Source organism: Pelatocladus sp. BLCC-F211, from assembly GCF_041928655.1.
Lineage (GTDB): Bacteria > Cyanobacteriota > Cyanobacteriia > Cyanobacteriales > Nostocaceae > Pelatocladus.
Genome location: NZ_JBHFLM010000143.1, coordinates 26,218 through 38,195, shown reverse-complemented (window position 1 = coordinate 38,195; position 11,978 = coordinate 26,218). Strand labels below are relative to the sequence as shown.

12 protein-coding genes are annotated in these 11,978 nt (G+C 42.1%); 9 read left to right on the top strand and 3 right to left on the bottom strand.

The features are described from left to right. Positions 1 to 234: 234 nt before the first annotated feature. The 8 genes from ACE1AT_RS17790 (at position 235) to ACE1AT_RS17755 (ending at position 9,059) form a co-directional block, all read left to right on the top strand. Positions 235 to 759: an SRPBCC family protein gene (locus tag ACE1AT_RS17790; protein ID WP_374870650.1), complete on the top strand. Its 525-nt coding sequence runs from the start codon at positions 235 to 237 to the stop codon at positions 757 to 759. 207 nt (positions 760 to 966) lie between these two features. Then, a complete protein-coding gene (locus tag ACE1AT_RS17785) occupies positions 967 to 2,037 on the top strand; it encodes an Mrp/NBP35 family ATP-binding protein (protein WP_374870648.1) in 1,071 nt (356 codons plus the stop codon). 101 nt (positions 2,038 to 2,138) lie between these two features. Further along, the gene (gene rodA / locus ACE1AT_RS17780; protein ID WP_374870646.1) at positions 2,139 to 3,452 is read left to right on the top strand and encodes a rod shape-determining protein RodA; all 1,314 of its coding nucleotides are present in this window, start codon (positions 2,139 to 2,141) and stop codon (positions 3,450 to 3,452) included. Between the two features lie 129 nt (positions 3,453 to 3,581). Then, positions 3,582 to 3,779: an NAD(P)H dehydrogenase subunit NdhS gene (locus ACE1AT_RS17775; protein ID WP_374870645.1), complete on the top strand. Its 198-nt coding sequence runs from the start codon at positions 3,582 to 3,584 to the stop codon at positions 3,777 to 3,779. 87 nt (positions 3,780 to 3,866) lie between these two features. After that, complete coding sequence (locus ACE1AT_RS17770; RefSeq protein ID WP_374870643.1) at positions 3,867 to 4,523, top strand: HAS-barrel domain-containing protein; 657 nt, start codon at positions 3,867 to 3,869, stop codon at positions 4,521 to 4,523. A gap of 212 nt (positions 4,524 to 4,735) precedes the next feature. After that, positions 4,736 to 6,874, top strand: coding sequence for a cation:proton antiporter (locus ACE1AT_RS17765; protein ID WP_374870641.1), 2,139 nt, complete (start codon positions 4,736 to 4,738; stop codon positions 6,872 to 6,874). A 206-nt stretch (positions 6,875 to 7,080) separates the two neighbouring features. Then, positions 7,081 to 7,800 (top strand): energy-coupling factor ABC transporter ATP-binding protein, encoded by a 720-nt coding sequence (locus ACE1AT_RS17760; RefSeq protein WP_374870654.1) that lies wholly within the window; start codon positions 7,081 to 7,083, stop codon positions 7,798 to 7,800. A gap of 326 nt (positions 7,801 to 8,126) precedes the next feature. Continuing rightward, entirely contained in the window at positions 8,127 to 9,059 is a 933-nt protein-coding gene (locus ACE1AT_RS17755; RefSeq protein ID WP_374870639.1) for a hypothetical protein, read from the top strand. A 45-nt stretch (positions 9,060 to 9,104) separates the two neighbouring features. Here ACE1AT_RS17755 and ACE1AT_RS17750 read toward each other — a convergent pair whose 3' ends face one another. The 3 genes from ACE1AT_RS17750 to ruvC form a co-directional block, all read right to left on the bottom strand. Continuing rightward, positions 9,105 to 9,446: a DUF5615 family PIN-like protein gene (locus ACE1AT_RS17750; protein WP_374870637.1), complete on the bottom strand. Its 342-nt coding sequence runs from the start codon at positions 9,444 to 9,446 to the stop codon at positions 9,105 to 9,107. Positions 9,447 to 9,449: 3 nt separating this feature from the next. Next, a complete protein-coding gene (locus ACE1AT_RS17745) occupies positions 9,450 to 9,776 on the bottom strand; it encodes a DUF433 domain-containing protein (protein WP_374870635.1) in 327 nt (108 codons plus the stop codon). A 163-nt stretch (positions 9,777 to 9,939) separates the two neighbouring features. Further along, positions 9,940 to 10,434, bottom strand: coding sequence for a crossover junction endodeoxyribonuclease RuvC (gene ruvC, locus ACE1AT_RS17740; protein WP_374870633.1), 495 nt, complete (start codon positions 10,432 to 10,434; stop codon positions 9,940 to 9,942). 160 nt (positions 10,435 to 10,594) lie between these two features. Here ruvC and yvcK point away from each other — a divergent pair, with 160 nt between their 5' ends. Continuing rightward, complete coding sequence (gene yvcK, locus ACE1AT_RS17735; protein WP_374870631.1) at positions 10,595 to 11,965, top strand: uridine diphosphate-N-acetylglucosamine-binding protein YvcK; 1,371 nt, start codon at positions 10,595 to 10,597, stop codon at positions 11,963 to 11,965. Positions 11,966 to 11,978: the final 13 nt, after the last annotated feature.

The following is an 11,978-nucleotide window of genomic DNA, read 5'->3' as shown; positions in this document are numbered from 1 at the left end:
AAAACTAGCGTAGGTTGGGTTGAGGAACGTAGACGCGCCCTGCGCGGCTTCTCGCAGAGTAACCCAACATTATCAAGGCTTTGTTGGGTTTCGCTTGCACTCAACCCAACCTACATTTCTTCTTAACTGAACCGTATTGACTGATAACTGATAACTGATAACTGATTCATGCCCAATGCCCCGATCCCCAATATGCCAGAGTTACCAAAAAGCGTGTAGCGAGGAGATAAAAAAATGCGAGCTTGGTTGTCTAAATTCATCCACCGCAAACGTCGTTGGTTTTGCGCGACTCTGGTGCGAACATATCGGGAGATCAGTTCTGCCTCTGTTGATGAACTGTGGCAAAAGCTAGTTAACTTGGCAGATGTCTCCTGGCATCCACTACTAAAGAGTACCAATGTTCCCTACGGACTTGTACCCAAACCTGGACTCATTTACCAAGCAGTGACACGCTTATCACCCATTCCAATACGTATTTTTGTTGAGCGTGTCAACCCTAGAGAATTACTGAGCATCAGAATAATGGCAATTCCTGGTGTTGAAGAACGAGTAAGTTACAAAATAGAGTCTACAGTTTGTGGTAGTTATTTGTCGTATTCTGTAACATTACGTGGTTGGTTATCACCGTTGATTTGGCTATTTTCTCGTCCTTATACTGATCGCGTTGCCAAAGCCTTGATTGAGGCAGTAGAAAAAGGCACACTACCAGCAGTTACAAGAAAGAGCAAATCTCTGAACGATAGTTGTTTTGATTTTTAGGAAAGGGGATCGGGGATTGGGGATCGGGGAATGGTTATTCACCGTGTCCTCCGTGTTCACCGTGTTCACCGTATCCTCCGTGTTCACCGTGTCCCCTTTCCCCGATTCCCTTTCCCCGATCCCCGATCCCTCTTGAAAGTTAAGATGCAAATAGACAATCATTGCAGTTTGTTAAAAATTATTGCGGCAGAAAGCACAAAATAGATTATGAACGATGTTCTCGATTCTCAGTCAGTCTTAGAAGTGTTGCGACCAGTTCAAGATCCAGAACTTCGGAAAAGTCTGGTGGAATTGAATATGATTCGTAACGTCAAAATAGACGCAGGCAAGGTAAGTTTTACACTGGTATTAACTACACCCGCCTGTCCATTACGTGAATTCATTGTAGAAGACTGTCAAAAAGCGGTAAAAAAACTCCCAGGAGTTACGGATGTATTTGTAGAAGTCACAGCAGAAACTCCTCAGCAAAAAAGTTTACCCGATCGCACGGGTGTGATTGGGGTCAAGAACATTATCGCCATATCCAGTGGCAAAGGTGGGGTTGGTAAAAGTACGGTGGCTGTGAATGTAGCCGTTGCTTTAGCACAAGCAGGAGCAAAGGTAGGTTTGCTGGATGCTGATATTTATGGCCCCAATGACCCAACTATGCTTGGTCTAGCTGATGCTCAGATTGTAGTACGTTCTTCTGAAAAAGGGGAAATACTCGAACCAGCTTTCAATCATGGCGTCAAACTAGTGTCTATGGGCTTTTTGATTGACCGCGATCAACCTGTGATTTGGCGTGGTCCGATGCTGAATGGTGTGATTCGTCAGTTTCTCTATCAAGTGCAATGGGGAGAACTAGACTATTTACTCGTGGACATGCCACCGGGAACAGGAGATGCTCAGTTAACATTGACACAAGCAGTACCCATGGCAGGAGCAGTAATTGTGACGACACCGCAAACTGTAGCTTTATTAGATTCCCGCAAGGGTTTACGGATGTTCCAACAGATGAATGTGTCTGTCTTGGGTATTGTCGAAAACATGAGTTACTTCATTCCCCCAGATATGCCAGAGAAGCAGTATGACATATTTGGTTCTGGTGGTGGCTCTAAAACGGCGGCAGAATTGGAAGTACCCTTGTTGGGATGTATACCTCTAGAGATTTCTACTAGAATTGGTGGTGACAGTGGTGTACCCATAGTTATAGCCGACCCGGATTCAGCGAGTGCCAAAGCATTCAAAGCGATCGCCCAGGCAATTGCTGCGAAAGTATCAGTTGCTGCTCTGACATAAAAAAATGTAATTTTTGTCTAGGTAGGAAACTACGGATCGGAATACAGATTTTTAGTACTGAGTAAATTTAAAATCTAAAAACTAAAGTCTATAGTCGCCCAATGTTGTTAAAAAGGTCACGTTCTTCACTTTTACAAATTCGCTGGAAATATTGGTTTAAGCCTTGGCAACAAATGGATTGGTTGTTGTTGTGTTTACCAATCGCTTTGACAATATTCGGCGGCATTATGATCCGTAGTGCCGAATTGAATCAAGGACTAACTGATTGGTGGTGGCACTGGCTAATTGGTGGGATTGGTTGTGTCATCGCCCTGTTTCTGGCGCGTCTGCGTTATGAAAATCTGCTGCAATGGCACTGGATTACTTATACAATCACCAATATTAGTCTCACCGCCGTGATGGTGGTCGGTCACAGTGCCAAAGGCGCCCAGCGATGGATCAATCTCTTTGGTTTCAATGTCCAGCCGTCAGAATTTGCCAAGATTGGGGTTATTATTACCCTCGCAGCGTTATTACATAAACGCACTGCTTCCAACTTGGATAATGTTTTCCGCGCTTTAGCAATTACTGCTATTCCTTGGGGATTGGTATTTATACAGCCGGATTTAGCAACATCACTTGTGTTTGGTGCGATCGTCTTGGGGATGTTGTACTGGGCAAATGCTAACCCTGGCTGGCTGATATTGATGATATCTCCAATTTTTGCCGCAATTTTGTTTAGCATACCTTGGCCCTTTGCGATCGCTTTGTCGCCAGATATCAAGTTAGGCCCATTAGGGTTAATTTGGTCTGTAGTCATGGGTATTGTCGGCTGGCGCACCCTTCCTTGGCGGCGATATTATCTGAGTGCGATCGGTGCATGGGGTTTGAATATGTTTGGTGGTGAATTAGGACTATTTGCCTGGAACCACCTGCTAAGGGAATATCAAAAAGACCGACTCACTTCATTTATCAATCCCAATGCTGATCCCCTTGGCGCCGCCTATCACCAAATCCAATCCCGCATTGCCATTGGTGCTGGAGAATGGTGGGGATGGGGTCTTTTTAAAGGGCCTATGACCCAACTCAATTTTGTTCCTGAACAGCACACAGACTTTATTTTCTCTGCCGTTGGTGAAGAATTTGGTTTTATTGGCTGTTTGGTAGTGTTGGCGGTTTTCTGCTTAATTTGCCTGCGCTTGTTGCATGTCGCCCAAACCGCTAAAGACAACTTTGGCTCTTTATTGGCTATTGGCGTGTTGTCTATGATCGTATTTCAGATGATAGTCAACGTTGGCATGAACGTAGGTCTAGCACCAGTGGCAGGAATACCCCTACCTTGGATGAGTTACGGTCGTTCGGCAATGTTGAAAAACTTCATCGCCTTGGGAATAGTCGAGTCAGTGGCTAATTTTCGTCAAAGGCAAAGATATTAGTCAATTGTCCATTGTCATTTGTCAATCGTTATTAGTGAAAGAAACTCTTGACTTTGGACTCTGGACTTTGGACAAATGACCAATCACAAGTATTAAGCTATTAACAGGAAACAAGCGAGGATAAAAACCATGATCCTGCCTGGAGCAACTGTTCGCATCAAGAATCCAACAGATACCTATTATCGGTATGAAGGACTTGTGCAAAGAGTCAGTGATGGTAAGGTAGCCGTACTGTTTGAAGGTGGTAACTGGGATAAATTAGTTACCTTTCGTCTCTCTGAATTAGAAACTGTAGAAACAACCGCCGGACGTAAAAAAGCAAAATAAGTTAGTCCTTTGTCATTAGTCATTTGTCCTTTGTAAACAACGAATGACAAATGACTAATGACCAATGACCAATGACTATTGACCATTATGCGCCTTCCCCTGCCACAATTTAATCGAGGCGATCGCCATCCTAATCATTTTGCAGAGGTGATCGAAACCAGTACATGCGAGTTTTTAGCCCAGTGTTTAGAACCGGAAGACTTAAGTTTTCCGCCTATGCCTCCTTTTGGCAGCTGGGTTTATTCTATTGATGAGGAATCAGGCAACCAGATTTATGCCGTGGTATATTCTGCCACAACTATGCCTATCGATTCTGTACACAGACCAGTGGCTCTGGGAATGTCGTTACGGGAGTTGCGAGAGGAACAACCACAGATATTTGCGATGCTCAAGACAGAATTCCGTGCTGCGATCGTGGGTTTTGCAGTGGCACCAGAGAGACGGAATTCTCTCAACAACTTGTATCAATACTTACCTCCACGTCCACCACAAATTCACCAACCAGTTTATAGATGTGAACCAGAAGCAATTATTGAATTTACGGAACAACTAGATTTCTTGCGGACTCTGCTTTCTATAAATGGAGCACCAGTGGATTCTTTAACCGCAGCAGCTATTCGGGAAGTGTTTTGGTTACGCAAAGCTGACCGACAATGGTTAGTGCAAGCGGGACGTACACTGAGTGTACTGCTTAAAGACGACTACGATCGCCTACGGTTTATTTTGAGCCAAATCCACCCATAGGTAGTTTTCCAATCATTAGCTTAGTTAACGCTTGTAAAATTTTTGTATTTATAGTCTGAGTAAATTTTTATCAGTTACTTAGTGATCAGTTATCAGTGACCAGTAAAGAAAATAAGGTAAGTCGGCGGAAATACACAAATGACCAATGACCAATGACCAATGACAACTGATAACTGTTCACTGTCTCATCATCACCCCTGCTATTCCTACCTATGGAACTAATGTTACAAGTTCTTGCTGTTGAACCTACTGCTCAAGTTCTCGCCAAAGAACCCATTATTCCCTTTGCCATTTTGCTGGTAGTAATCTTAGTTGTACCAATTATATTTGAGCGACTACGACTACCTGGTTTAGTAGGTTTGGTACTATCAGGGGTAGTACTTGGTCGTTATGGCTGGAATTTATTTCCTACACAAACACCAACTATGAGTTTACTTACAGACATTGGGTTGATTTACTTGATGTTTGTTGCGGGTTTAGAATTCGACCTAGAACAGTTTCGCCGCCAAAAAATTCAGGCTTTTAGTTTTGGCAGCTTGACCTTCAGTATACCTTTAGTGCTAGGAGTGTTGCTAGGTCGAAGTTTTGGCTATGGCTGGAATGTTTCTGTATTCATTGGCTCGATAGTCGCATCCCACACCCTTTTAGCCTATCCTCTGATTAATAGCTTGGGAGTCACAAACAACACAGCAGTCAGGACAACGATTGGTGCTACAGTGATCACCAATTTAGGCGCATTATTGGTATTTACTTTATCTTTAGCTGCAAACACTAATTATTTGAGTTTTTGGCAAATTATTCCTTTTTTTAACTCACTTATTCTCTACACTATCTTTGTTTTGATTAGCTGTAATTGGATGGGTAAAGAATTCTTTCGTCGTTCAGGAGATGAGGAAGGAAATCAGCTTTTATTTGTGTTGTTGTCTGTTTTTTTGGTTGCTTTTGGCGGACAATTGATAGGGATAGAAAAAATTGTTGCGGCCTTTTTAGCTGGTTTGGTAGTAAATGAAGTTGTTGGAGAAGGCCCAGTTAAAGAAAAGATTGTTTTTGTTGGCAGTATATTATTTATTCCTATTTTCTTTGTTCATTTGGGTTTCCTCATCGATATTCCGGCTTTTATTGGTAGTGTGAACACACTTCAATTCACACTTTTATTAATAGTGGGTTTATTTACCAGCAAATTTCTGGCTGCTTTGGGAGCAAAACTACTTTATCATTACAATTGGCAAGAAACGTTAACCATGTGGTCACTGTCATTACCCCAAGTGGGTGTGGCATTAGCCATAGCTGTAGTAGGTTATGAAAATGGGTTACTCTCACCGACATTATTAAACAGCATCATTGTCTTGATGCTGTTGACTTCAACTATAGGCTCATTAATGACTAGTCGGTTTGCTGTTGGTTTAACTGCTTCAGCCGTCAAAGAACAAACATTGACTACTTCGCCTCAGATAGATTCTAGAAAAAGAAACAGCAGCCCTTTTACTATAGTTGTGCCGGTTCACAATCCTCAAACACAGCAATATTTAATTGAAATGGCAACTTTATTGGCACGTCAGTCTAATGGCAGAATCATACCATTAGCGATCGCTACGGCTGCGGCTCATATGGATGCTCCCCAATTAGATACTTCTTTGGAACGCAGCGAACGGTTACTTTTAAAAGCTACTAGCCTGAGTCGCGCTTTGGGTGTGGAAGCAGAACCACTACTGCGAATTGATGATGCTTTTGCCCCAGGAATTAGCAGGGCAGCACGTGAACAAAAAGCTGATTTAATTTTGATGGGTTGGGGTAAGCGCACTGGATTGAGAGCGCGTTTGTTTGGAAATGTGATTGATAATGTTTTATGGGCATCCCATTGTCCGGTAGCTGTAACTCGTTTGGTAGAATCACCAAGAAACATTCAGAGGATCTTGGTGCCTGTAGAAAACTTCCTGACACCAACGTTGCAATCTATACAATTTGCTCAAATTCTTGCAGAAGCAAATCAAACACAAGTAACTGTACTGAGTGTCTGTGAACGCCGTACTAGTTCTAGCAAAATCGCATCCAGGCGATCGCAACTTTCTCAGATGGTATCAAATATATCTTCAGCTAATCCCCCAGAAATTCAAATTATTGCCCACGAAAATGTTGCCCAAGCAATTTTGCAGGCAGCACGATTATATGATTTGGTTGTTCTACCTTTTGTACGTAATCGTACTAGTCCCGGTGGATTGGCGATTAGCGATGTTACAACTCTTTTGGTGAAACAACTGACTTGTTCTATTGTCATGCTGGGAGAACCACCACAACGTACTCAATCGGTAACTTTACCAGTCGGTGTTCCTAGTCCTATTCCTGTAACTTAATCGGGGGACATATCAATTAAAAATTAAAAATTAAAAATTAAAAATTGGGAAGGGAGACAAGGGAGTGTGGGGAGTTTGGGGGGACAAGGGAGACAAAGGAGGACAAGGGAGAGAATAAACACCAATGACCAATGACCAATGACCAATGACCAATGACCAATAACCAATGACCAATGACATTCCCCGTTCCAACTACTAACCAAAAAATGTCACAAGCTCTTGTGGTTCAAAACCTAGTTTATGCCTATTCCAGTCGTGAGCCAGTTTTACGAGAAATTTCTTTTACTTTAAATGCAGGCGATCGCGTTGCACTGATGGGACCGACTGGTTCGGGTAAAAGTACTTTGCTTGAAAATTTAATCGGTTTAAAAGAACCCCAAGCTGGCAAGATTTGGATTAATAATATTCCCCTAGAACCCAAAACTTTACCCCAAGTACGGCGTCAAATTGGTTTTGGTTTTCAAGATGCTAATGACCAACTATTTATGCCTACGATACTTGAAGATATTACCTTTGGTCCGCGTAACTACGGTGTCTCGCCTGCGATCGCTATTGATAAAGCGAGAAATTTATTAGCTGATTTTGGTTTAGAAGCTTATGCTAATCGTTCTGCTCACGAACTTTCTGGAGGCCAAAGACGCCTTGCTGCCCTGGCTGCAATTCTGGCATTAGAACCAGATATATTAATTTTGGACGAACCAACCAACGGTCTTGATCCTGCATGGCGGCGTCACTTTGCTCAAATGTTATTAAAGTGGCAAGGTAAGGTGATGTTAATAGCGTCTCACGATTTGCATTGGTTAGGGAAAGTCACTCAACGTGCTTTAGTGCTTTCTGGAGGACGTATTCATATAGATAGTGATATTCACTCATTATTAAATGAAGCTGATACTTTAGAAAAATTAGGTTTACCCGTAGATTGGTGAGATTTGGCGTCGCTTTTTTTTGATTCATGTGGGGGCGATCGCCGGGAACATCCCAATGTTTTCAATGTATCGCGCTTGGGTTTAAATCCTTAGCCAATAGCATAAGTCGTATTCATAGAACTTCAGAAAATCAAGTAGTCTGCTTAAGCAGACTTGAATTATGAGACTGCGATTTCAATCGCAGGTGGAAGTATAGTAATTTCAGTAACTTAGATTAGTAAAACCGCAGAAATTCTTTAAATAACCGTAAAACATCAAAATTATGTTGTATGTATCTGTACATCTACAGCAGTATTCTTCTTTGATGAACAGGTAGAGGTTTTAGGATGCCAACTGAAGAAATTATCAGTCTATTTAGAGACATCAAAGTAATTGGTGAGTACGAAGATCCGGTGCAAATAGCTGCAAAGCTGGAACAAATGCAAGATCCTGATTTTGTCGCCAGTGTGAGTGATGATACCGCGGTAACAAGAGGAGCCAAAGGAATTTTAGAGGCTTTGAATATATTTCAAGATCAACCGTGGCTGTATGGAACTCATCAATTTGGCTACATCGGCTTACGCAAGTCAAGTTTTGATCAGCCGCAAATTATTCAACATGCGGGTGCAATTGAACCGGATCGGACTCTCAAAAAAAGCCGGATTAATATTCGGCTAGATCGCTTGCATATTGAAAAGTATCCTGGGGGTGGAACACACAATGTCTTGGTGACTTTTGCAGCACGGAACCAAGTAGCTGAAATTCAAGAATCAGTTAGCTTCAGTCAAACCTACCGAGTCAGAGAAGGACACTCCGCCGGTATTGCTGGCTATCCTGTTTTTATAGGTTTGAATGTAGGTTCACAAGGAGTTGCTTTTGAATGTTCGACGGTGAACGTCAAAAATGAAGAAGATCAAACAATATTAGGTGCTTTAGAATCTTCCCCGTTTCAAAGTGGACTCAAACTTTTAACAACTGCACAACCTGCGATCGCACCGTTTACGGAAATTACTTTAGGCGTTGTCAAGTTACTGGCGCAACGTAACGAAAATGTCGCTGTACAAAAATTTTACCTTGGTCTGGATTTTGACCAAGCGCCTATGGGAGTTTCCCTAGCAGAAGGTAATTATATCGCTGTTCAGGTTCCTGATGAAACCGCGATTAACTGGAGTGATTGGGTTTATAAACCAGATATGGGTGCGATCGTCAGACAAGAAGATTATTCTGCTACCCTGCCTTATAACTATGTGATTTTCCGTGTTAGTAGATATGAAGAGTAAGCAATTAGTTTAATAGTAACTAGTTGATGGTATTGAGGTTAAATATCAATAGACTGGACGTACTACACGAATTAGTTTGCCTTGCAGTGGTTCTTCTGCTGTCACAGCCTCATGTATACGTGCTGCAAACTGCTCCCAGTTACGATTGTTGGTACAAACAATAATACCGAAGTGGTTATCACTACGACGATGCAAACGGATAAAATCATCTCTGTTGATAGTTAATATCGAGCGTTCTTGACTGATGGCAAATGTCAGCACATCCTCATCAGGTATACTTTGATCTGCATTTCCTGCTTCTTGAACTGTCAAAACATCATGTCCCAAAGTACGTAATAACTCCACAACTGGAAACGGAAATTGCTCGTCTGCATAAAGCCGTGCCATCAACTAAGCTACCTGATTACGCTCAATTGCCAATTCGATTTCATCGGGATGCGCTTGTGCATATACCCAAGCATTAGCTAAATCTGTAGCTGTAATAGTTGGATAGCTCGTCAAAAAGTCAGCATCACTATATCCAAGACGGCGAGCTTCCACAAGCACCCAGACGGGAATACGAGTTTTAGCAATGCGCGCTTCACCACCACAAACTCTAGGGGTTTTCTCGATTCCTTGCCAATTACTACCAAGACTTTGAGCAAGTAATTGTATAGCCTGCACTTTTTCATCAGGACTAAGGGCAAGAAGTTGTTGTTCTAACTCTTTTAGTGTCACAAATATCAATTCTTTGATGTTTTGTCAGGCTACATTTACAATAGCCTAATTTGATAATTATGTTCTTGTTATTCAATTTTTTTGTTTAACATAATTACAAAAGTCATCTATTGTGAGTTAATTGAGCCATTGATGACGTTATTTTATTGCGTATTTTTATACCTCATAAATACTGAAACAACGCTGTCAAAGCAACAGCTAAAGCATCGGCAGCATCATCTGGATGGGGGATATAATCTAGATCTAACTCTCGCGCTACAGCTTGTTGAACTTCATATTTTTCTGCATTGCCATATCCGGTTAATGCTTGTTTAATTTGAGCAGGAGTAAACTCTAAATACGGAAGATTGTGTTGCGCCAGAACTAACATGATGACACCCCGTGCTTGAGCAACTAGTATAGTATTGCCCATACGATAGAAAAATAATTTTTCAATTGCTACCAAATCAGGTTGTAGATCCTTTATCAAAGTGTGTAAATCTTCGTACAATGTGCGTAGCCTTTGTCCCATTTCTGCACCAGCCTCTGTACTAATAACACCGAAATCTACCATTTCTACTGAGATATCTTGCTGCTGAGGTTGGTTTGATTTGTGGATAATTGTTCCAAATCCCAACTTTGCTAATCCTGGATCTAATCCTAAAATTCGCTTTTCCATGAATTTTTAATTGACTCAACCAAAATTTTGTGTTTAGGCGCACATTGGAAACTTTGACAGGGTGCTTTCGATCTACTAAGAGTCCCACATTTGGGATATAGACCAGGTAGTGTAAATTTTCTGTTAATTATTTAGTTTTTATCATCGCTCCTTTTTAGGTATGTCACTTGGTTTTTTCAGACAAGCCCTTAAGACTTTGCAAAAGCAGTCGCGCCATCGCACTCCCCACCGAGTTAATCAGTGGTTCAAATGGTTGTCACCCGGACTCTCGGTGAAACGTTGGTTTTTAATTAGCATCGGGGGTGTTTTACTCGCATCTCTGGGTTTGGCAATTTGGATTAAATTAACGCCGATTTTCTGGGCGCTAGAATTAGTCAGGGGTTTTTTGGGAACGATCGCCGAAATCATACCCAACTATATTAGTGGGCCTTTAGTTCTGCTGGGTGGTTTATTGTTGCTACTTTGGGGACAAACCCGCACAGTAGGTTCAATTACTGAAGCGCTACGATCTGATCATGAAGAAGAATTAGTGGATATGCTGCTGGCCCATCGCCGATTGTACCGAGGGCCAAAAATAGTTGTAATCGGTGGTGGAACGGGACTTTCCACATTACTCAGAGGACTCAAGCGTTACAGTGCTAATATTACCGCTATTGTTACTGTTGCTGATGATGGCGGATCTTCTGGGCGATTGCGTCGGGAATTTGGGGTTTTACCACCAGGAGATATTCGCAATTGTTTAGCAGCACTGGCGGATGAAGAAAAATTACTCACAGAATTGTTTCAATATCGTTTTCAAGTCGGTGATGGTTTGACTGGTCACAGTTTTGGTAATTTATTCTTAACTGCGATGAGTGAAATTACCGGAGATTTGGAACGGGCTGTTGCTGCTAGTTCTAAGGTACTTGCGATCCGGGGACAAGTGTTACCAGCGACTTTAAGTGATGTGCGTTTGTGGGCTGAATTAGCTGACGGTCGGCGCATTGAGGGGGAGTCTAAAATTACCGAAGCTGGAGGTAATATTGTTAAGATTGGCTGTCTCCCTGCGAATCCTCCTGGTTTACCCGCAGCAATTAAGGCTATTAAGGAAGCTAACTATATAATTATGGGGCCTGGTAGTTTGTATACTAGTGTTATTCCTAATTTGTTAGTACCAGAAATTGCTGATGCGATCGCGGCTTCTGAAGCACCCTGTATTTATGTCTGCAACATTATGACTCAACCAGGCGAAACCCAAGGATTCACTGTTGCTGATCATATTCGGGCAATTGATGCAGCTTGCGATGGTCAACGTTTATTTAATGCTGTGCTGGTACACAAGAAATCTCCTTCAGAACGCGCCCTCATACGTTACGCACAACAACAGTCCCATCCTGTATTTTTAGACCGCGAAGATGTCACCAAATTAGGGCGAAGGATTGTTTCAGCTAATGTCATGCACGAAGATGAAACAGGTTGTGTGCGTCATGACCCTCAAAAACTAGCAAAGGTGTTATTACGGTGGTACAGTGGAGCGCAGCACAGCAAATGATTAATTTTGACAT

Excerpts from the sequence above, each read along its gene's own strand:
- ACE1AT_RS17790 (WP_374870650.1), top strand. The coding sequence starts at position 235 with ATGCGAGCTTGGTTGTCTAAATTCATCCACCGCAAACGTCGTTGGTTT.
- yvcK (WP_374870631.1), top strand. The coding sequence starts at position 10,595 with ATGTCACTTGGTTTTTTCAGACAAGCCCTTAAGACTTTGCAAAAGCAG.
- ACE1AT_RS17770 (WP_374870643.1), top strand. The coding sequence starts at position 3,867 with ATGCGCCTTCCCCTGCCACAATTTAATCGAGGCGATCGCCATCCTAAT.
- ACE1AT_RS17760 (WP_374870654.1), top strand. The coding sequence starts at position 7,081 with ATGTCACAAGCTCTTGTGGTTCAAAACCTAGTTTATGCCTATTCCAGT.
- ACE1AT_RS17765 (WP_374870641.1), top strand. The coding sequence starts at position 4,736 with ATGGAACTAATGTTACAAGTTCTTGCTGTTGAACCTACTGCTCAAGTT.
- ACE1AT_RS17785 (WP_374870648.1), top strand. The coding sequence starts at position 967 with ATGAACGATGTTCTCGATTCTCAGTCAGTCTTAGAAGTGTTGCGACCA.
- ACE1AT_RS17755 (WP_374870639.1), top strand. The coding sequence starts at position 8,127 with ATGCCAACTGAAGAAATTATCAGTCTATTTAGAGACATCAAAGTAATT.
- ACE1AT_RS17775 (WP_374870645.1), top strand. The coding sequence starts at position 3,582 with ATGATCCTGCCTGGAGCAACTGTTCGCATCAAGAATCCAACAGATACC.
- ACE1AT_RS17750 (WP_374870637.1), bottom strand. The coding sequence starts at position 9,446 with ATGGCACGGCTTTATGCAGACGAGCAATTTCCGTTTCCAGTTGTGGAG.
- rodA (WP_374870646.1), top strand. The coding sequence starts at position 2,139 with ATGTTGTTAAAAAGGTCACGTTCTTCACTTTTACAAATTCGCTGGAAA.
- ruvC (WP_374870633.1), bottom strand. The coding sequence starts at position 10,434 with ATGGAAAAGCGAATTTTAGGATTAGATCCAGGATTAGCAAAGTTGGGA.